The organism is Sinorhizobium medicae, from assembly GCF_007827695.1.
GTDB lineage: Bacteria > Pseudomonadota > Alphaproteobacteria > Rhizobiales > Rhizobiaceae > Sinorhizobium > Sinorhizobium medicae.
Genome location: NZ_VITA01000013.1, coordinates 130,576 through 150,759 on the forward strand (window position 1 = coordinate 130,576; position 20,184 = coordinate 150,759).

Sequence of the window (20,184 nt, forward strand, 5' to 3'; positions counted from 1 at the left end):
TCTACGTACGGCGTTCGAGCGACCGCGATACCAGGATGACGGGGACCATGCCGGCGATGACGATGATCATCGCCGCAACGGAGGCGTCTTCGACCCTTGCCCGCGAGGCGTCCTCGTAGACGAGCGTGGCGAGCGTGTTGAAATTGAAGGGACGCAGCATGATCGTCGCGGAAAGCTCCTTCATCGTCTCTATGAAGACGAGGAGTGCGGCCGTCAGCACCGCGGGGCGCATCATCGGCAGGAGCACCGAGCGCAGCGTCTGGCCGCTGGTGCGGCCGAGGGCGCGTGCGGCCATGTCCAGATGCGGCGATAGCTTCTGAAAGCCGGCCTCGAGCGTCCCCTCCGCCATGGTCAGGAAACGGACCGTGCAGGCATAGACGATGGCAAAGCCGGTGCCGGTCATGAGAAGGCCGGTGGAGATCCCGAAAAAGGCCCGCATCTGGGCGTCGATCGCGTTGTCGAGTGCGGCGATCGGAAAGAGCACCCCGATCGCCAGAACCGTGCCGGGCACGCCGTAGCCGAAGGAGGCGAGCCGCGCGGCGATATCGGTGATGCGCGAACGCCCGCTGCGGGCGGCATAGGCAAGCACGAAACCCAGGAGCACGGTCGCGAGCGCCGTCAGGCCCGATACGAGAACGCTATTGGCGAGCGCACTCAGCAGGCGCGGTGCCAGAAATTGATCGAGGCGTCGCATGGCATAGTCGCCGAGAACGAGGAAGGGAACGGCAAAGCCCGACAATATGGGCACGAAACAGGCGGCCGTGGCTGCCCATTTCTTCCAGCCGGAAAGCTTGAGCCTTGCAACATCGTGGATTGCCGCCGTCGTCTTCTGGCTCGCGAAGCGCTGCCGGCGGCGCGCGGCCCGCTCGATCATCATCAGGGCGATGACGAAAACCAGCATGACGCAGGCTATCTGCGCGGCGCCGGCGAGGCTGCCGCGGTTGAGCCAGGTGTTGAAGATGGAGAAGGTCAGAGTCTGGACCCCAAGAAATTCGACCGCGCCGATATCGTTCAGCGTTTCCATGGCAACGAGGGTAAGGCCGATCATGATCGCCGGGCGCGCCATCGGAAGCTGGACCCGGAAAAATACCCTTACCGGTCCCGCGCCGAGCGTCCGCGCCACGTCCGCAGCCGCCCGGCCCTGCATCAGGAACATGGAGCGGCAGGCGAGATAGACATAGGGGTAGAGCACCGAACTCAGCACGAGCACGGCGCCGCCGAGCGAACGCACGTCCGGAAACCAGTAGTCGCGGCTCGTCTGAAATCCGAAGAGGCTTCGGACCAGCCCCTGGACGGGGCCGGCGAAAGTGAGCAGTTCCCCGAAAGCATAGGCCGAAAGATAGGCCGGTATGGCAAGCGGCAGCACCAGGGCCGCGGAGAGGATGCGGCGCAGCGGAAATTCGTAAGTTGCCACCAGCCAGGCGGCGAGAATGCCGATGATCGCACTGGCGGTGCACGTGAACAGGACCAGGAGAAGCGTGCGGCCGGTCGCGCGCGGAACCACGTTTTCGATAAGGTGCGGCCAGTCCGCGCTGCCGCCGGAAATGGCGAGCCAAGCGATGGACAGTATTGGCATCAGAACCACGATGGAGGCGAGCCCCGCCCAGCCTGTCAGAAGCGGATGATGAAGACCGGTGCCGGATCTGGCGTAACGCTGTCTGAGAGTCTTGGTAGTGAAATGCAAATCTTCCATCCGAAGCAATGCGATCGACATCGAATGAGGAAACGGCCGCAGCTTCCTCGATCAGCAGGATCCCATAAACTGGTTCCCGAAGGTCAACATTTGCCTAAAGCATTAGAGCCTTTCCTGTCCAAAGGGAACAATTCTGTTGGCTCAAGCGGAGTGGAGTGTTTGCTCGGCCGGCGCGCGTCATAGCCCAGGCATTCGTAAAAGCCGCCCGAGCAAACAGGCCGCCCGCTTCAGCAACCCGTATGCCGGGCATCTTTCCGCCAGGGCCAGCGGCGATCGTCTCAATTGGCCAAGACGCGTTGTGAGGGAAAGGATACTTCCACCAGCGTGCCTTCATTCGGAGCAGATGTGATGGCGAACTGCGCGCGGTTCGCTTCCGTCATGGCCTTCGTCAGCGGCAGGCCGAGGCCGGTGCCGTCGCCACGCTTGCGGCCGCCGTTCGTGACCTGGCGGAAGGGCTTCATCGCCTGGTCGAGCTCGTTGCGGGTCATGCCGATGCCGGTGTCGCGGATCCTTAGGATTACGCTGCCATTGGCCTCGTAGGAGGTCGACACGACGATCTGGCCGCCCGATGGCGTGAAGCGTATTGCATTTGCGAGAATGTTCAGAGCGATCTGCTTGATCGACCGGTCGTCGGCCACGACCTCGGGAACGGAGCCCGAAAGCGATGTGCGGATGATCACGCGCTGGCTGTTGGCCTGCGGCTGCACCAGCGAGACGGCCTCCGACACGGCTTCGTTGAGGTCCACGGCGCCGAAGTCCAGGTCCATTTCGCCGGCCTCGATCTTCGAGATGTCGAGCAGATCGTTGACGATGTCGAGGACATGCCGACCCGACCGGCCGATATCGCCGGCATACTCGATGTATCGCGGATGGCCGATCGGGCCGAAATGTTCGCTCGCCATCATGTCGGAGAAGCCGATGATGGCGTTGAGCGGCGTCCGGATCTCGTGGCTGACCCGGGCAAGAAACTCCGTCTTGTGCGCATTTGCCGTCTCGGCGGCGCGCTTGGCGTTTCGCAGTTCCTCTTCGGTCCGCTTCCATTGAGTGATGTCGCGGATGACGGCGCAGTAGCCGTTGGAGGAGGAGAGCCGCCCGATTGTCATGAACAGCGGAATGAAGCCGCCGGCAGCTTCGCGGCCGATCACTTCCCGGCCGTCATTGAGCACGCTTGCAACGCCATGGCCGGCGAGACCGTGGAGATAATCGATCACTGCCTTCTGGCTCTCGTGAGCAAAGAGCGTGGCGAAGGGCTTCCCGCGCATCTCGGCCTCGTCATAGTCGAAAAGCGCGCTTGCGGAGCGATTCATCGTCCGGATGTCGCCCTCCTGTCCGAGGACCACAACACCGTCCGTAGCGGTTTCCAGGATCGATCGGAGTTCGTCGATCTCCATCCGGAGCCGGCTTGCCTCCGCTGCGCTTTCCGCGTCGCGCGCCTGCCTTTCAGCTTCGCTTGCGCCGGCCGGAGTGAGCGCAAGCATGAGCGCGCTCTTTCCTTCCCACCGGATCGAATGCAGATGGGCGCCGACCGGTATGAGCCTGCCATCCTTGCGGACCAGGGTCATGGTTCCATCCGGCCTTGCCGCGCCGGCCTCGTTGCCGAGGGCGAAAAGGGCCTCCAGGCCGCCCTCATGCGCAAAGGCATCGAGGTCGTCATATCCGGTCAGCCGCAGAAATTCCGCATTGCCATGCAGCAACTCGTCACCGTGATGAACCAGCAAGGCCACCGGGAGCCTGTCGAGGGTTTCGCTGCTGATGCCGGCACCGGTGCGTGCAGGGGGACCAGGCTCCATTGCGGCAGCCGGAGCCTCGCTTTTCTGCTCGCCTGCCGCCTCTGTCGCTTCCGTGTGTTCGTTCTCTTCCGCGTTTGCCGGCTTGCTTGTCGGGAAGGTCTCGGCCTCTGGTCTGCTTTCCGCTTCGGTCTGGCTAGGCGGCAGCGGATCATGAACGCTGAAATGCTCGCCGAGCTGCTTTGCGATTTCGCGGAAGGCTGCCTGCTCGCCGCGCGTCAGCGTGCCGGCACCCGCCGGGCGGCGCTGGTCGAGATCGATGATTTTATCGGAGGGCGGCCGGTCGGGCGTGTCGACGGCTCGCAATGCAGGCTGTTCGCCGCGGAAGGGGTCTTCAGAAGGATCGGGCGCAACACGCTCCGCATCCTTGCCGTTGCCTGCCTCCGCATGGCGCCTGTCCGCAGGTCCGGTCTCGGGGGGAGAGCCTGCATTCGGCCCGTCGGCACCCTCGGGCGCGGCGCTCGACTTCTGCGCCGGCGCGCGGTCGAGCGAAAGCCCGGCCGCTTTTGCGTCCGGAACGGCGTCGGCAACCCTGACGATGCCGAAGCCTCGGAAACCGTCGAATTCGCGCGAACGGGAATAGGTAGGCAGCGCGGCAAGATCGACGGGCACTTTGAGATTTGTCCCCTGGACGGGCCAGAAGATCGTCTTGCCGGACCAGGTATCGCGGCGATGCAGAAGTTCGTTGATCCTGTTGTCCGGATCGAGACCGTAGCGACCGGCGAGTTCGGTAAATGTCACGCCGATGACGTCGGCGGCTTTCGGACCGACGGCCGATGCGAACTCTTCGGAGATTTCGCTGAAATGTCCCTCTGCGTCGATCTTCCAGACGAACCGAACCGCCCGTCCGCCGGCCGCGAAGACGAAATCGGCGGCTTCGCGGCGCTGGTCCGCTTCGACCGCATTTTCGGACGAGGCCTTTTCTGTCTCGCGCAGCGTCTCCGGCGCGGCGTGCTCTGCGTCGGCGGCCTCCGCCTCGGCGTCCACGTCCTTCGAAGCGCGTTCCCCTTGCACCTCTTCGCAGGTGGTTTCCTCGATAGGCGCCTCATCTTCGCTCGTTGCTGCCGTCTCCCCGGCGGGAGCGCGCTCGGAGCCGTCAAGCTTTGCCGGCGCCTGGTCCGTCTCCGCCGGTGTCGTGGACGAAGGAACCGCCTCCTGCACGTCGATTTCTCCACCAGGCATCGCGGACGCCGCCCGCCCCTGAGCTGCGGAATTGACAGGCTCGCCGGCCTCGGAATCTTCCAGGATCGCCTCGACTGCGAAGAGCAGGTGGAGTGCCGGATGTTCGGAAATCTTGCCGACTGCCGCGGGCAGGCGCCCCTTTTCCGTCGCGACGGGACGCTTGATCAGCCGGTCCTTGTCGCGTGCAACGGCGGCAACGAGCGTGCGGCGAATATCGGCCGAGAGGCCAAGGCTCTCGAAGCCGGGCGATCCGGCGATGATGGTGCCGTCGCTGTCGAGTACCGCCATATGTGTATCGGGGCCGTCGAGACCCGCAATCATCGCCTCGGCGCGCTCCTCGGTCGAGAGTGCCTTGCCGTTCTCCGGCACCGTGAACAGAACCGCGTCTTCGGCGGTCCCGATGCGGATCATCTCGACGGTTGCGCCGAGCGGAAGCCGCCGAAATCCCGCGGCCACGCGGATCAGAAGCTGCCGCCGGTCTCCGACAGTCGCGAGCTGCGCGGCAGCCGCGCGCAACTGGCGGAATGAAAGGTCTTTCGGATCGAGGTCGGTGTCTATGAAGTCGTAAACGGAAGCTGTCCCGAACAGCTTTGCACCCTGGTCGTTTGCCCATAGCACCCGCGCGATATCCCTTGAAAAGAGGACGGAGGCATCCCCGCGGGCAAAGTGCTCCCGCACCCGCGCATGCACGGCAATGTCGATGAAGGGATACTGTCTTTCGGGCATCGGCAGACCTACTAACGGATCGCTTTCGCGTTAACGCTCTATTAATACCCAGCCCACCGGCGAGGGTCCAGCAACGGCGCCGTCTCGGCGGCGTCTTTCGGTGCGGAAGGTTAATTGCGGAAGGTTTATTGTGCGCTGCACAAATTTGTTGCAATGCACAACGAAATAGGCTATAGAGCAGTCATCCATCAAAACGGCGCCTCTAAGAGGGCCACACCAAGGAGCGCATGCAATGGCTACCAAGAAGACCGAAGACGCATTTTCCCTCGCTTTCGACCCGAGCAACTTTACCGACAGTTTCCGCGAGTTCGCCGAAAAGGGTGCCGCACAGTCGAAGGAAGCCTATGCCAAGATGAAGACCGCTACCGAAGAGGCAGCCAGGACAGTCGAGGCGACGGTCGAGAGCGCTCAGTCGGGCACGGTCGAACTGGGGCTCAAGGCCATCGACGCGCTGCGCGCCAATGCCGAGACCTCGCTCTCGCACATGGAAGCTCTGCTCGGCGTAAAATCGTTCTCCGAACTCGTCGAACTCCAGACGGCCTTCATCCGCAGGCAGGCCGAGCTTGCTGTCGAGCAGGCGAAGACCATGCAGGAAGCAACGCGCAAGGTCGCCGAGAACGTCACCAAGCCCGGCAAGGAAGCCGCGGAACGGGCGATGTCCAACCTCAAGAAGAGCTGATCGGCCGCGCCGGATCGATCGGAACCGATGTAGGGACCGGGTGGCTTGCTATCCGGTCTTTTTGCTGGATAATCTGAACTTAAGGCTTGCAAATCGGCATGAGTGACCGTATGTGAGCCGCCAAGCGACGACCCAAATGAAGTTTGGAGTCGCTTGCAAGTGCGGTTGTAGCTCAGTTGGTTAGAGCGCAGGTTTGTGGCACCTGAGGTCGGAGGTTCGATCCCCCCCAACCGTACCATTTCTCTTCGTATTAACGACCCTTCCCTCCCGCAGGCGAAGCCCGTGGTCCTTTCGGCCATATGGTCGTGGCGGCAAAAAGGCGTCCGACCCCTATCCCCGTGCACTCTCTTCGAGTGGAAGAGGCGGAAGAAGCCGTTCGACGAACATCGCGAAAAGCTCTCGCTGGCTCGAGATGTTCAGTCTCTTATATATGTTCTGCCTGTGCAGTTTGACGGTTCCCTCCGTCACCGAGAGGATCTGCCCGATTGCATAATTGCTGTTTCCTCTGAGGATAAGCTGCACGATCCGCCGTTGCTGATAGGTAAGACGATCCTCGCAAAATGACGCGAAGGCGGTCTCCATGAGATCGTCGAGACGAAGCTGACGTTCACTCGCGCGTACATCCCGCCAATGTGATCGCACCGTTTCGCGCACGAGCGGCTCGATCTGCTTCAGCCCGTCCATTTCGTCGCCTGAAAAAGGGGCCCCATGCGAACGCATGAGCGAGTACACGGCGTTGAAACCACCTTCCAAAGGGATGAGGAAGCCGATCTCTTCGACGAGCGATCCGGCCCGCATGGATATGCAGGGATGAACCTCTCTCGAACTGTAGAACTCGGAGTCGAAGAAGTGGTCCGGAGCCAGTTCACGCATCCGCCACAGGCCCGCAGGAAAGCTTTGCGCACAGGCGGTATAGAACGGGTCGAACAGGTAAGCGCCGTCGAGATATGCATTCAGTGCCGCCGGTTCGGCGTGCTGGCGGTAGCCGTCGTGCAAGAGCAGCGGCCGCGAATCGAAAGGAAAGCCGAAGATCGCCGACAGGTCGAAACGGGCCACTTTCGCAAGCATCTCATCCAGGGCTTCCGGCAATGTCGGCCTCCCGATTTGCCCCACGATAGAGGCAATCGTCGACAGGTCTGGCACGTCAGTCTTCTGCACTGAACCCTCGTTTCCCCAGGGGCACGGCGGCCGCGCCCCCTTATCACCTTTGGAATATAGACCGCATCGTCACGGTACCGCAATGTAAGCGCGTGGAACAAGCATCATAGCTGCCCGCCGTCAGGTACCGGACATCGAGAGGCCAGAAGAGCCGTCGTCCAAAGCCGTCGAGCGGCAGCACTTACGACAGCTGGAGGAGCAATTGGCTGGTCGACTGCACGGAAAAATCGCGCTCATCAGCGGCGGAGCAGGCGGATGTGGTCTCGCCGCTGCCGAGCTTTTCGCTCGAGAGGGCGCAGCGGTCGGGATCGTCGATCTGCCGCACAGTCAAGGCGAAGCCGTTGCCTCCCGCCTGCGCGGCGAGGGGTTCAAGGCGGTGTTCGCCGCGGCCGATGTGTCGAACGAAGTTCAGGTGGAGCAGGCGGTGAAGGCGGTATCCGGCGACCTCGGGCCGGTGACCGTCCTGTTCAATCACGCCGGCACTATCGTCATCCGGCCGTTTCTTGAGACCACGGTCGAGGAATGGGACCGGTTGATGGCCATCAATGTGCGCAGCATGTTCCTCATGACCCGCGCCGTCCTGCCGCAGATGATCGACGCCGGAGGTGGATCGATCGTGTGCACCTCATCCATCTCCGCGGTTGCCGCAACTCCCATGGAGGTCCTTTACAACACGACCAAGGGGGCATGCCACATGTTCGCGCGCTCCGTCGCCGTGGAGTTCAGGGACCGGAACATCCGGTGCAATGCGGTTTGCCCCGGCTTTATCCAGACGGCGCATGGGCAGAGGGAAGTCGACGAGCTGACCCGATACGGGGTCGATGTTTCCGACGCGGCGATCGCGGCCCAGCAGGGAAGAATGTGCCGCCCGGACGAGGTCGCCAAGGCCGCCCTTTATCTTGCGAGCGACGATGCTAGCTTCGTCAGCGGCGCCCATCTGTTCGTCGACAATTGTTTTACAGCGGTGTGAGGGGGAGAAAATGGCTTTCGAGAAAGGTGGAGTCTGGCGGAACTGGGTGGGCAATCAGTACTGCGTGTCGCAGTACAAGGCGGCGCCGGAAACCGAGGCGGAGCTGGCCGAGCTGGTCGCAGAAGCGGACAAGCGCGATCTCGGCGTACGCGTCTCCGGTTCGGGGCACTCCTTCACGCCGGTCGTCGGGACCAGTGGTCTCCTGTTGTCGCTCGAAAATCTCAGGGGCGTTCAGAACGTCGACAAGGAACGCAGGCAAATTACGGTCGCGGGCGGAACGCGCATCAATGAAGTCGGCAAGACTCTCAAGCAGCACGGCCTCTCGCTGATCAATCAGGGCGATATCGACAGCCAGGCGGTGGCCGGCGCATTCACCACCGGAACCCACGGCACCGGGATCAAGCTCGGGAACATGGCGTCTTCGATCGCCGGAATGCGGATCGTCAAGGCGAATGGGGAAATCCTCGACATCGACGGGAGCGACACGGAGCTCCTTCACGCCGCCCAGGTTTCGGTGGGTACGCTCGGTGTCATCTCCTCGATGACCCTCAACGTCATGGACGCCTATAATTTGCACGAGCGGCTCTGGCGGGACGATTTCGAGACCTGCATGGAGCGCCATGACGAACTGGCGGAAAATCACAGGCATTTCGGATTCTTCTGGTGCCCGACGCCGGAAAGCCGCCATCTCTACTGCCTGCCGGATACCGCGGCGGTCTCGTCGACCGATAAATTGGCCGATGTCTGCGAAATGAAGGTGATGGATATCACCGACGCGACACCGATGGAGAGCGCGTTCGAAAAGATCGCCTACAGTTCGGAAGTCTATCCGATCGAATATGTGCCGAATTTCGTCGAACTCGAATATGCGGTTCCCCTAGAGCACGGCAAGGCGGCGGTCCGTGCCGTTCGCGATCTCATGCTCAACAAGCATACGAACTGCATCTATCCCATCGAATATCGCTTCACCGCCGGCGATCCGGCTTGGATGAGCCCGTTCCATCATCAGGACAGCATCACGCTCTCCGTCTCGGGCGGACCGGGAATCGATTATTGGGCGTTCCTGAGGGACGTCGACCAGATCCTGCGCGGCTACGACTCGCGACCGCATTGGGGAAAAATGCATTTCCTCGATACCGAAGACGTGACGCACCTTTATCCGCGCGCTGGCGATTTCCGCGCGCTGCGGCGGGAACTGGACCCCAATGGCCGGTTCCTGAATGAGCACCTGAAAATGCTGCTCGGCTGAAGGACAGAGCGGCGTTCAGGGAATTTCAGGTGACGCTCACACGAAAATGGAGTGCTCTTCCGTCACCAATTCCTGCAGGAACGAAACGGCTGTGCGCACGCGCACCAGGTCACGGGCGCTCTCGTGATAGGTCGTCCAATAGGCGCGCCGGATCGCAGTCTCGGGCAGGAGGCGGATGAGTTCCGGATATTGGCGGGCGATGTAATTATGCAGGATGCCGATGCCGGCGCTCGAGCGGACCGCTTCGGTCTGGCCGGTGGCGCTGGAGATCTCGAAAGAGGCGTCCCAGCTGCGCATGACCTCGGCGGAGAAATTGAGCGAAGGCGTAAAGATCAGGTCTTCCACGTAACCGATCCGGCGGTGCTTTTTCAGGTCGTCGACCGTGCGGGGCGTGCCGTGACCGGCAAGATAATCTGCCGAAGCGTAGAGACCGAGCGTATAATCGGTGAGCTTGGACGAAACGAGCCGCCCCTGCTCGGGGCGTTCGATGGTGATCGCGATGTCCGCCTCGCGCTGCGACAGCGAGAAGGAGCGCGGAACCGGGACAAGCTGGAGTTTCAATTCCGGGTAACGCGCCATGAGTCGCCCGAGGCGCGGCGCCAGAAAGGAGACGCCGAAACCATCAGGTGCGCCGATGCGAACCGTTCCCGCGATCGCCGTGTCGATCCGCCCGACCTGCGATTGGGCAGCAAGCATCTCGGTTTCCATGCGCTCGGCTGCGGCGAAGAAGACCTCGCCTTCGGCAGTCAGCTCGCAGCCGCTCGGGCGCCGGACGAGGAGCCTCGTCTTCAGCGTTGCCTCGAGTGCGGTGACCCGCCGGCTGAGCGTGGCGTGATTGACCCCGAGCCGTTTTGAAGCGGCGAGGATCTGGCCCGTTCTCGCGACGGCCAAAAAGACCCTGACGTCATCCCAGTTCATGTGGCCGCTTTCCTGGACTTCAATCTGTGCACAACGGTTCCTGAATTTCGGAAATTGAATTGTCGAAATCGTAGTGCGATCATAAGGCCACAATCAAGATCAGGAGGAACACTCATGTATGAACTCGGTCATTTCATCGATGGAAAGCGCGTCGCCGGCAAGAGCGGGCGCGTAAGCAAGATCTTCAACCCGGCGACTGGCGAGGTGCAAGGCACCGTGGCGCTGGCGAGCGACGCGGATCTTGCTGCCGCCGTCGAGAGCGCCAAGGCCGCCCAGCCCAAATGGGCCGCCACCAATCCGCAGCGCCGCGCCCGCGTTTTCATGAAGTTCGTCCAGCTCCTGAACGACAACATGGACGAGCTCGCCGAGATGCTTTCCCGCGAGCATGGCAAGACCATCGACGATGCCAAGGGCGACATCGTGCGCGGCCTTGAAGTCTGCGAATTCGTCATCGGCATTCCGCATCTGCAGAAGAGCGAATTCACGGAAGGTGCCGGTCCCGGCATCGACATGTATTCGATGCGCCAGCCCGTCGGCGTCGGCGCGGGCATCACGCCGTTCAACTTCCCCGGCATGATCCCGATGTGGATGTTCGCTCCGGCAATCGCCTGCGGCAACGCCTTCATCCTGAAGCCTTCCGAGCGTGATCCCTCCGTGCCGATCCGGCTTGCCGAACTGATGATCGAAGCGGGCCTGCCTGCCGGCATTCTCAACGTCGTCAACGGCGACAAGGGCGCGGTCGATGCGATCCTGACGCATCCTGACATCGCCGCAGTTTCCTTCGTCGGCTCGACCCCCATCGCCCGCTACGTCTACGGTACGGCTGCGATGAACGGCAAGCGTGCGCAATGCTTCGGCGGCGCGAAGAACCACATGATCATCATGCCGGATGCCGACCTCGACCAGGCCGCCAATGCGCTGATCGGCGCCGGCTACGGTTCCGCCGGCGAGCGCTGCATGGCGATCTCGGTGGCCGTTCCGGTCGGCGAGGAAACCGCAAACCGGCTGATCGACAAGCTTGTGCCTATGGTCGAAAGCCTGCGCATCGGCCCCTATACCGACGATAAGGCCGATATGGGGCCCGTCGTCACCAAGGAGGCGGAGCAGCGGATCCGCGGCCTGATCGAGAGCGGCATCGAGCAGGGTGCGAAGCTCGTCGTCGACGGTCGCGATTTCAAGCTGCAGGGCTATGAGAACGGCCACTTCGTCGGCGGCTGCCTCTTCGATCACGTCACGCCCGATATGGACATCTACAAGACGGAAATCTTCGGACCCGTCCTGTCTGTCGTGCGCGCAACGAATTACGAAGAGGCCCTGTCTCTGCCGATGAAACACGAATACGGCAACGGCGTTGCCATCTATACCCGCGACGGTGACGCTGCCCGCGACTTCGCCTCGCGCATCAACATCGGCATGGTGGGCGTCAATGTTCCGATCCCGGTTCCGCTCGCCTACCATTCCTTCGGCGGCTGGAAATCTTCGTCCTTCGGCGACCTCAACCAGCATGGCCCGGACTCGATCAAGTTCTGGACCCGCACCAAGACCATCACCTCCCGTTGGCCGTCGGGCATCAAGGACGGTGCCGAGTTCTCGATCCCGACGATGCGGTAACGCGGGCAAAGCTCTCCTCCTCGACTGGGGCCTCCTTCGCGGGGCCCTTTTTTGTTGCGCGAGGCCCGGCGGCGAAACTATCCTTGGTTGCGCTTGCGCGAGTCGGAGATTCGCGTGGCTACGGCTGGTCTTTGGGGATGGCAGCCGATCATTGACCGGCAGAACGCCTGATCGGCGATGCTGCCAGGCATAGAGTCGAAGGGGGCATCATGGCTATGGCAGGGTCGTTACCGACGCAAAGCGTCGGCGGGCGAAGCTTCGGACGCGCGGCGGAGGACGATTTCCAGCGTCTTTCCTTCACGGGCAGCGGCAGCGAATATTTCGGAATCTGGATCGTCAATATCCTGCTGACGATCATCACGCTGGGCATCTACTCGGCCTGGGCGAAGGTTCGCCGCAACCGCTATTTCTACGGAAACACCATCCTGCTCGGACGCGGCTTCGAGTACCACGCGAGAGGGGGGCAGATTCTCGTCGGCCGGCTGATCGTCTTCGCCTATCTGGTCATCTACAACGTCACGCTGACATTCGTACCGTTGGTCGGCCTCGGTCTTGGTCTCCTCATGCTTTGCTTCGTGCCCTGGCTCGTCGCGCGCGGTCTGCGGTTCAGCGCAAGGGTCACGAGCTACCGCAATGTCCGCTTCGACTTTGCCGGCCGCGCCGGCGGTGCGTTTCTGGCGTTCATCGTAGGCCCGGTGCTTGCGGCCCTGACGCTCGGAATTCTGACGCCGCTCGCCAGCCGCTGGTCCTACCGCTATATCGGCAACAATCTGAGATACGGGCAGAAGGCTTTTTCGACCAATCCCGCGCTGGGCGAGATTTACAGAAGCTGGGCGCTCTCGGCTGCAATCCTCGTGCTGGGTCTCCTGATCGTGGGCTTCGTCGTCTTTCTCGTCACGAGCCTGGTTGGCGGTCTGACCGACGACGTCGATGTGGCTTCGCTGGGTTCCCACCTGTCGGCCATCGTGCTGATAGCGCTCGGATATGTCCTGGTCCTGGCGATCTTCGGCGTGGCCGCTCTCATCTATGGGGCCGGGGTGCGCAACGTCGCCTGGTCCGCCGCCACTTTCGACGGCAGGCATCGGCTGCTGAGCGACCTGTCGCGCCTGCGCTACACCGGGATCGCGCTTTCGAATTTCGTCGTCACCATCGTCACGCTCGGACTGATGCGGCCCTGGGCAGCCGTGAGAATGGCACGCTACGTCAACGAGCATACGGGCATCCGCTTCGAGGGTGACGTCGGCGAGATCTTCTCGCAGATCGACCAGGAAGGTTCGGCGGTCGGCGCCGAGTTCATGGATATAGAAGGCTTCGACTTTGGCTTCTGACGGCCCCGCGATTGCCTCTGGGGAGTGGTACCCGCCGGGATCGGGCCGCTCGATCATCGCAAGCCTTGCCGAACGCGGCGGACGTTTGATCGTGCGCGATGAGAGCGGTGGCGAGCTTGCGGGGAGCATGCTGCCCTCGATCGAGATATCGTCACGGGTGGGCCGTGTTGCGCGCCGGATCACCTTTCCGGACGGATCGACGTTCGAGACTGCCGAAAACGACGCGATCGACCGGTTCCTGGCCGGGAAGGGCCGCGTCCGGGAGGGGATTGTCCATCGGCTGGAGCGCTTCCATCCGCGGCTGATCGCTTTTGTCGCGGCCACGATCCTGCTCGGCGTGCTGATTTATCGCTTCGCACTGCCGCTGATGGTGGAGGTTGCCGTCGCCTTCACGCCGCCGGTCGTGCCGCGCATCATGTCGGCGAGCACGCTGGAAACGATGGATCGGACGCTGCTCGGGGATTCGAAGCTCGACGAAGCCCGGCGCGGCCGGATCGTCGAGGGGTTCCGTCGCGTCGCGGCGCTCTCCGGCAGAGGGGAGGCGGGCTACACGCTGAACTTCCGCGAGGGCGGTCCGCTCGGCCCGAATGCTTTTGCCCTGCCCGACGGAACGTTGATCCTCACCGACGAACTGGTGGATCTCGCAGGCGAAGATACCGAAATGATCGTCGGTGTGCTGGCTCATGAGATCGGTCACGTGGAGCACGAGCACAGCCTGCGCCAGATCTATCGTGCTGCCGGGCTTACCGCCCTTATCATGCTGGTTGCGGGCGATATCGGTTCGGGAGCGGAGGACGTCCTGGTCCAGGGCGGCGGTCTTCTCGCGCTTTCCTATTCGCGATCCGCCGAAGCCGAAGCGGACAGGCATTCGGTCGAGCTGATGTTGAAGGCAGGCCTCGATCCGGGCGGGCTCGGCCGCTTCTTCCAACTGCTCGAAACAAAGCTGGACGACCGCTCCGAGACGAGCATCCTTTCCACCCACCCCGGAACGCCCGAGCGGCGCAAGGCGATCGCCGATTGGATTGGCAAGGCAAGGAAGCGGCTTGAATAGCAGCGTGCAGAGCTCGCCGGGACAAAACGAAAACAGCGGGCATGGGCCCGCTGTCTCTCGTTCGTCAGTTCAGTCGGGTCAATCCTGCGGACCTTCGTTGTAGCCGACCTTGTCGACGAGTTCCGAGGCCTTCTTGCGGTTTGCCGCGATCTTGGCAAGCGGCAGCGTGTCCGGCTTGATCTCACCGAAGGATTTGACGACTTCCGATGTTTCGACGCCGGGCAGAACAGGATATTCGAAGACCTGTTCGGCATAGATCTTCTGCGCTTCGCCTTCGGACAGGAATTCCATGAGCTTCAGGGCATTCTCCTTGTTCGGCGCGTTCTTGGCGAGCGCCATGCCGGAGATGTTCACATGCGTGCCCCGGTCCTTGGCGTTCGGGAAAAGAACCTTGATGGCCGCGGCCCAATCCTTCTGTTCGGGCTCCTTCTCGTTGGTCATCATCCGGCCGACATAATAGCTGTTGCCGAGTGCCACGTCGCATTCGCCGGCGAAGATCGCCTTGGCCTGATCGCGGTCGCCGCCGTCCGGCTTCCGGGCAAGATTGTCCCTGAGGCCGGCGAGCCATTTTTCCGTTTCGGCTTCACCGTGGTGGGCGATCATGGAAGCGAAGAGGCCGACATTGTAGGAGTGCTGACCGTCACGGGTGCAGATCTTGCCCTTCCACTTCGGATCGGCGAGGTCTTCATAGGTGATCTCGTCCTGTGCGACGCGCTCCTTGGAGGCATAGACGACGCGGCCGCGCGTCGTCAGGCCGAACCAATTGCCGTCCGGATCGCGGAAATGCTCGGGAATGTCCTTGTTGATGGTCTCGTTCACCACCGGCTGCGTCACGCCCGCGTCCTTGGCTTCGGTCAGGCGGCTGATGTCCACAGTCAGGATTACGTCGGCAGGAGAGTTCGCGCCTTCGGCCTGGATGCGCTCGACAAGGCCCTTGTCGAGGAAGAGCACGTTGGTCGTGATGCCCGTCTCCTTGGTGAAGGCGTCCAATAGCGGCTGAATGAGTTCCGGCTGCCGGTAGGAGTAGATGTTGACTTCTCCTTCGGCATGGGCCGCCGTAGAACCCAGGAATGCCGTCGCTACGGACAGCGCTCCGATCAGCGCTTTCGAAATTTGCATGGTGTTCTCTCCTTTTTCGTGTTTTAAACTTAACTAACTCAATCATCTTTCTGCCGCCTGCGGGCGTGTCAGTCAACAGTGAAACGGTGAAGAGATAAGCTTCGCGAAATTTTCCACTTTTTGGAATTGTTCCAAACTACGATCCGTCCTATATGATGAGTCACGAATTCATCGAATCCGGAGTAAAAAATGCGTCTGACGAAGCAAACCAACTACGCAGTACGCATGTTGATGTACTGTGCTGCGAACGGCCAGAAGCTCAGCCGCATTCCTGAGATCGCGCGGGCTTACGGCGTTTCGGAGCTGTTCCTTTTCAAAATTCTGCAGCCGCTGACAAGAGCCGGCCTGGTCGAGACCGTGCGCGGCCGTAACGGCGGCGTCCGCTTGCCGAGGCCGGCGGCGGAGATCACCCTTTTCGACGTCGTGAAGGTGACGGAAGACAGTTTCGCCATGGCGGAATGCTTCGAGGCGGGCGAGATCGACTGCCCGCTGGTGGATAGCTGCGGCCTCAATGCCGCGCTGCGCAAGGCGCTGAACGCCTTTTTCGAAGTGCTTCAGGGCTACACGATCGACGACCTGGTCAAGGCACGGCCGCAGATCAACTTCCTGCTCGGACTGGAAGAGCCCACGCGGCCGCAGACGTCGGCCGCCTGATTTTCGGCATTTGGTAAACAAGGCGGGATGGGCGGTTTTCCGCCCATCCCGCCTTGTTTTGTTTGAGCGGCCGGGATGATGCGAGGCCATCGGCCCTGAGACGGGGGCGATCTCAGATCGCCGCGCATCCGGCCGGGCCGCCCGGCGATCTCCTGCCATGCTGCGCGCTCGCCGCATCCTCTGGACGCAAATCCGCTGCACATTTCACCAGGTCCCGCGACCCCTCTTCTTTCCTTGATTTCCGGACTCGCGCAAAAGCCGGGGATAGTTGCCGGGCGCCCTGTTGGAAGAAGAAATTTTCGCATAGAGAAAATTCCAAAGTCACTTATTGCATTGATAAGCCAAATGTCGTTCCATCCGCTCTTGACCGGGTGTAAACGTCATGCCGTGTCGGATAAATACGAGAACAAAAAACAAATCTGGGAAACAAGCTCATGAAAAAGCTCACTACTCTTTTAGCGGCGACGGCGCTCGCCACGCTTATGGCCGGCACCGCCTGGTCGAAAACGTTCGTCTTCTGCTCGGAAGGTTCGCCGGAGGGCTTTGATCCTGGCCTCTATACGGCCGGCACCACGTTCGACGCTGCCGCCCACACCGTTTACAGCCGTCTTCTCGAGTTCAAGAAGGGCACGACCGAAACGGAACCCGGGCTCGCCGAAAGCTGGACGATCTCCGACGACGGCCTCGAATACACCTTCAAGCTGCGTCCCGGCGTCAAGTTTCAGACGACCGAATACTTCACTCCGACCCGTGAATTGAACGCCGACGATGTCGTCTTTTCGATCGAGCGCCAGTGGAAATCGGACCATCCATGGCATGGCTATGTGACCGGCGGTTCCTGGGAATATTTTGCCGGCATGGGGCTGCCGGAACTGCTCGAGTCTGTCGAGAAGGTCGACGACATGACCGTCAAGATCAAGCTGAAGCGCAAGGAAGCGCCGTTCCTGGCCAATCTTGCCATGCCCTTCGCGTCGATCATGTCGAAGGAATATGCCGACAAGCTGCAGGCCGAAGGCAAGATGAACCAGCTCAACCAGATGCCGCTCGGCACCGGTCCCTTCGCCTTTGTCGCCTATCAGCAGGACGCGGTCATCCGCTACAAGGCGCATCCGGAATTCTGGGGCGGAAAGCAGAAGATCGACGATCTGGTCTTTGCGATCACCACGGACGCGGCCGTTCGCTTCCAGAAGCTGCAGGCCGGCGAATGCCACCTGATGCCCTATCCGAACGCGGCGGATGTCGAGGCAATGAAGGCCGATCCGAACCTCAAGGTGATGGAGCAGGCCGGCCTCAACGTCGCCTATCTCGCCTATAACACGACGCAGCCGCCCTTCGATAAGCTCGAGGTGCGCAAGGCGCTGAACAAGGCGATCAACAAGGAGGCGATCGTCGACGCGGTCTTCCAGGGACAGGCGCAACCGGCGACCAATCCGATTCCGCCGACCATGTGGTCCTATAACGAGCAGATCGAAGACGACACCTATGATCCGGAAGCGGCGAAGAAGATGCTCGAGGATGCCGGCGTGAAAGATCTTTCGATGAAGGTCTGGGCGATGCCAGTGGCGCGTCCCTACATGCTCAACGCCCGTCGCGCCGCCGAACTGATGCAGGCCGACTTCGCCAAGGTCGGCGTCAAGGTCGAAATCGTCTCCTACGAATGGGCCGAATATCTCGAGAAGTCCAAGGCGAAGGACCGCGACGGTGCCGTGATCCTCGGCTGGACAGGCGACAACGGCGATCCGGACAACTTCCTCGACACGCTGCTCGGTTGCGACGCCGTCGGCGGCAACAACCGCGCGCAATGGTGCAACCAGGAGTTCGACGAACTCGTCACGAAGGCGAAGGAAGCATCCGACGTCGCAGAGCGCACCAAGCTCTATGAAGAGGCGCAGGTCGTCTTCAAGCGCGAAGCCCCCTGGGCTACGCTCGACCACTCGCTCTCCATCGTCCCGATGCGCAAGAATGTCGAAGGCTTCGTGCAGAGCCCGCTCGGCGACTTTGCTTTCGACGGCGTTGATATTGTAGAGTAATCTTATCGACTGATCCGAAGGGGGCGTTTGCCGCTGGCGAGCGCCCCTCTTCCTTTTTGCCAGTGCCGCCCCTTCTGCGGCCACCTTCGGCATGAGGTTTGACTATGTTCCGATTCTTTCTGGGGCGCTTGGCAGTGCTGATCCCGACCTTCATCGGGGTTTCCATCATCGCCTTCTCCTTCATTCGTCTGCTTCCCGGCGACCCGGTGGCGCTGCTTTCCGGTGAACGGGTGATGTCGCCGGAGCGGCACGCCGAAATTTCTCGCCAGCTGGGCTTCGACCGCCCGATCGTCATGCAGTACCTGGATTATCTCTGGGGCGTTCTGCAGGGCGATTTCGGCACGTCGATCGTCACCAAGAGGCCGGTGATGGATCAGTTCCTGGAGCTCTTCCCGGCAACCGTCGAACTGTCGCTCTGCGCCATCATTTTCGCCGTCCTTGTCGGTATTCCCGCCGGTGTCGTCGCGGCGGTCAAGCGCGGGTCCATCTTCGACCAGATCATCATGGGCACCGCGCTCGTCGGCTTCTCGATGCCGATTTTCTGGTGGGGCCTGCTGCTGATCATGCTTGTCTCCGGTACGCTGCAATGGACGCCGGTGTCCGGCCGGATTTCGCTGATGTTCTACTTCCCCTCAGTCACCGGCTTCATGCTGATCGACTCGCTTTTGTCGGGACAGGAAGGTGCGTTCCGGTCGGCCCTCCACCACCTTATTCTGCCGACGATCGTACTCGGCACCATTCCGCTCGCCGTCATCGCGCGCCAGACCCGCTCGGCAATGCTCGAGGTACTTTCCGAGGACTATGTCCGCACCGCGCGCGCCAAAGGGCTCTCCACCTTCCGGGTGGTCGGCATCCACGCGCTGCGCAATGCGATGATCCCCGTCGTCACCACCATCGGCCTGCAGATCGGCGTGATGCTGGCGGGCGCGATCCTGACGGAGACGATCTTCTCCTGGCCGGGGATCGGCAAATGGCTGCTCGATTCGGTGTCCCGGCGCGACTATGCCGTCATCCAGGGCGGGCTTCTGATCATCGCCGCGGTGATCATGCTGGTGAACCTCGCCGTGGATCTGCTCTACGGCCTGATCAATCCGCGCATCCGGCACTGAGGAGGGCGATATGACCGAAGCTACCGCAACCACCGCCATATCGGCCGATCCGACGCGCCGGGCGCGCCTCGCCGAATTCTGGTATTATTTCTCGGAGAACCGCGGCGCCGTCTTCGGCCTGTTCTTCTTCCTGTTCCTGGTGCTGCTCGCCATCTTCGCACCGCTCGTGGCGCCGCATAACCCGACCATCCAGTTCGGCGACGCGCGACTGGTCCCGCCGGTCTGGCAGGAAGGTGGCCGCGCGACATTCCTGCTCGGCACCGATGCCGTCGGCCGCGACATGCTCTCCCGTCTCATTTATGGAACACGCTTCTCACTCTTTATCGGCGTTATCGTTACGGTCTTGTCTTTGACCGGCGGCATTCTGGTCGGCGTCATCGCCGGTTATTTCCGCGGATGGATCGACACGGTCATCATGCGGCTGATGGACATCATCCTGGCTTTCCCGTCGCTCCTTCTGGCGCTTGTCCTCGTGGCGGTGCTGGGACCTGGCCTTACCAATGCGATGATCGCGATCGCACTGGTCTTCCAGCCGCATTTCGTCCGTCTGACCCGAGCGGCGGTGATGACGGAGAAGACGCGCGATTACGTCGTGGCGGCGAAGGTCGCCGGAGCAGGCCATGCGAGGCTCATGTTCAAGACGATCCTGCCGAACTGCATGGCGCCGCTCATCGTTCAGGCGACGCTGTCTTTCTCGAACGCGATCCTCGACGCGGCGGCGCTCGGCTTCCTGGGCATGGGGGCGCAGCCGCCGACGCCGGAATGGGGAACCATGCTTGCGGAAGCACGCGAGTTCATCCTGCGTGCCTGGTGGGTCGTCACGCTTCCGGGCCTCGCCATCCTGGTGACCGTCCTGGCCATCAATCTGATGGGCGATGGCCTGCGCGACGCTCTCGATCCGAAGCTGAAGAGGTCCTGAC

15 protein-coding genes and 1 tRNA gene are annotated in these 20,184 nt (G+C 61.9%); 11 read left to right on the forward strand and 5 right to left on the reverse strand.

Features of this window, described 5'->3' with window-relative positions; genetic code table 11:
* Position 1: 1 nt before the first annotated feature.
* Together FB009_RS21525 and FB009_RS21535 are read right to left on the reverse strand one after the other, a co-directional pair.
* The gene (locus FB009_RS21525; protein WP_024311143.1) at positions 2-1,684 is read right to left on the reverse strand and encodes an ABC transporter permease; all 1,683 of its coding nucleotides are present in this window, start codon (positions 1,682-1,684) and stop codon (positions 2-4) included.
* A 287-nt stretch (positions 1,685-1,971) separates the two neighbouring features.
* On the reverse strand, positions 1,972-5,388 hold the full coding sequence (locus tag FB009_RS21535) for a PAS domain S-box protein (RefSeq protein WP_145161950.1): 3,417 nt from the start codon (positions 5,386-5,388) through the stop codon (positions 1,972-1,974).
* A gap of 232 nt (positions 5,389-5,620) precedes the next feature.
* On the opposite strand from FB009_RS21535, the gene FB009_RS21540 reads away from it, so the two are divergent.
* Positions 5,621-6,067, forward strand: coding sequence for a phasin (locus FB009_RS21540; RefSeq protein WP_011974526.1), 447 nt, complete (start codon positions 5,621-5,623; stop codon positions 6,065-6,067).
* 161 nt (positions 6,068-6,228) lie between these two features.
* Positions 6,229-6,305 (forward strand) — tRNA-His (locus FB009_RS21545).
* Positions 6,306-6,397: 92 nt separating this feature from the next.
* On the opposite strand, the gene FB009_RS21550 is transcribed toward FB009_RS21545, so the two are convergent.
* Positions 6,398-7,225: a helix-turn-helix transcriptional regulator gene (locus tag FB009_RS21550; protein ID WP_011974527.1), complete on the reverse strand. Its 828-nt coding sequence runs from the start codon at positions 7,223-7,225 to the stop codon at positions 6,398-6,400.
* Between the two features lie 202 nt (positions 7,226-7,427).
* Between FB009_RS21550 and FB009_RS21555 the strand changes: the two genes are divergently transcribed.
* Positions 7,428-8,195, forward strand: coding sequence for an SDR family NAD(P)-dependent oxidoreductase (locus tag FB009_RS21555; protein WP_011974528.1), 768 nt, complete (start codon positions 7,428-7,430; stop codon positions 8,193-8,195).
* 10 nt (positions 8,196-8,205) lie between these two features.
* A complete protein-coding gene (locus tag FB009_RS21560) occupies positions 8,206-9,444 on the forward strand; it encodes a D-arabinono-1,4-lactone oxidase (protein WP_011974529.1) in 1,239 nt (412 codons plus the stop codon).
* A 36-nt stretch (positions 9,445-9,480) separates the two neighbouring features.
* Here the strand turns inward: FB009_RS21560 and FB009_RS21565 are convergent, their stop codons facing one another.
* Complete coding sequence (locus tag FB009_RS21565; protein ID WP_011974530.1) at positions 9,481-10,362, reverse strand: LysR family transcriptional regulator; 882 nt, start codon at positions 10,360-10,362, stop codon at positions 9,481-9,483.
* Positions 10,363-10,476: 114 nt separating this feature from the next.
* Here FB009_RS21565 and FB009_RS21570 point away from each other — a divergent pair, with 114 nt between their 5' ends.
* The 3 genes from FB009_RS21570 (at position 10,477) to FB009_RS21580 (ending at position 14,352) form a co-directional block, all read left to right on the forward strand.
* Entirely contained in the window at positions 10,477-11,973 is a 1,497-nt protein-coding gene (locus FB009_RS21570) for a CoA-acylating methylmalonate-semialdehyde dehydrogenase (protein ID WP_011974531.1), read from the forward strand.
* Positions 11,974-12,188: 215 nt separating this feature from the next.
* Positions 12,189-13,301, forward strand: a complete 1,113-nt coding sequence (locus FB009_RS21575) for a YjgN family protein (protein ID WP_024311151.1) — start codon at positions 12,189-12,191, stop codon at positions 13,299-13,301.
* A complete protein-coding gene (locus tag FB009_RS21580; RefSeq protein ID WP_011974533.1) occupies positions 13,291-14,352 on the forward strand; it encodes a M48 family metallopeptidase in 1,062 nt (353 codons plus the stop codon). The genes FB009_RS21575 and FB009_RS21580 overlap by 11 nt, the downstream gene beginning before the upstream one ends.
* Before the next feature lie 78 nt (positions 14,353-14,430).
* On the opposite strand, the gene FB009_RS21585 is transcribed toward FB009_RS21580, so the two are convergent.
* Positions 14,431-15,471: a Fe(3+) ABC transporter substrate-binding protein gene (locus tag FB009_RS21585; RefSeq protein ID WP_011974534.1), complete on the reverse strand. Its 1,041-nt coding sequence runs from the start codon at positions 15,469-15,471 to the stop codon at positions 14,431-14,433.
* A gap of 189 nt (positions 15,472-15,660) precedes the next feature.
* Between FB009_RS21585 and rirA the strand changes: the two genes are divergently transcribed.
* The 4 genes from rirA to FB009_RS21605 all read left to right on the forward strand — a co-directional run bounded on the left by rirA (position 15,661) and on the right by FB009_RS21605 (position 20,183).
* Positions 15,661-16,125, forward strand: coding sequence for an iron-responsive transcriptional regulator RirA (gene rirA, locus FB009_RS21590; RefSeq protein ID WP_011974535.1), 465 nt, complete (start codon positions 15,661-15,663; stop codon positions 16,123-16,125).
* Positions 16,126-16,559: 434 nt separating this feature from the next.
* Positions 16,560-18,155 carry an ABC transporter substrate-binding protein gene (locus tag FB009_RS21595; protein ID WP_011974536.1) on the forward strand — a complete coding sequence of 532 codons (1,596 nt, stop codon included), beginning with the start codon at positions 16,560-16,562 and terminating at the stop codon, positions 18,153-18,155.
* Positions 18,156-18,259: 104 nt separating this feature from the next.
* The gene (locus FB009_RS21600; protein WP_011974537.1) at positions 18,260-19,264 is read left to right on the forward strand and encodes an ABC transporter permease subunit; all 1,005 of its coding nucleotides are present in this window, start codon (positions 18,260-18,262) and stop codon (positions 19,262-19,264) included.
* A 10-nt stretch (positions 19,265-19,274) separates the two neighbouring features.
* Positions 19,275-20,183: an ABC transporter permease subunit gene (locus tag FB009_RS21605; RefSeq protein WP_011974538.1), complete on the forward strand. Its 909-nt coding sequence runs from the start codon at positions 19,275-19,277 to the stop codon at positions 20,181-20,183.
* Position 20,184 lies beyond the last annotated feature (1 nt).

Coding starts and splice junctions, on each gene's coding strand:
- FB009_RS21535 (WP_145161950.1), bottom strand. CDS start 5,388: ATGCCCGAAAGACAGTATCCCTTCATCGACATTGCCGTGCATGCGCGG.
- FB009_RS21540 (WP_011974526.1), top strand. CDS start 5,621: ATGGCTACCAAGAAGACCGAAGACGCATTTTCCCTCGCTTTCGACCCG.
- FB009_RS21560 (WP_011974529.1), top strand. CDS start 8,206: ATGGCTTTCGAGAAAGGTGGAGTCTGGCGGAACTGGGTGGGCAATCAG.
- FB009_RS21565 (WP_011974530.1), bottom strand. CDS start 10,362: ATGAACTGGGATGACGTCAGGGTCTTTTTGGCCGTCGCGAGAACGGGC.
- FB009_RS21570 (WP_011974531.1), top strand. CDS start 10,477: ATGTATGAACTCGGTCATTTCATCGATGGAAAGCGCGTCGCCGGCAAG.
- FB009_RS21575 (WP_024311151.1), top strand. CDS start 12,189: ATGGCAGGGTCGTTACCGACGCAAAGCGTCGGCGGGCGAAGCTTCGGA.
- FB009_RS21585 (WP_011974534.1), bottom strand. CDS start 15,471: ATGCAAATTTCGAAAGCGCTGATCGGAGCGCTGTCCGTAGCGACGGCA.
- rirA (WP_011974535.1), top strand. CDS start 15,661: ATGCGTCTGACGAAGCAAACCAACTACGCAGTACGCATGTTGATGTAC.
- FB009_RS21595 (WP_011974536.1), top strand. CDS start 16,560: ATGAAAAAGCTCACTACTCTTTTAGCGGCGACGGCGCTCGCCACGCTT.
- FB009_RS21600 (WP_011974537.1), top strand. CDS start 18,260: ATGTTCCGATTCTTTCTGGGGCGCTTGGCAGTGCTGATCCCGACCTTC.
- FB009_RS21605 (WP_011974538.1), top strand. CDS start 19,275: ATGACCGAAGCTACCGCAACCACCGCCATATCGGCCGATCCGACGCGC.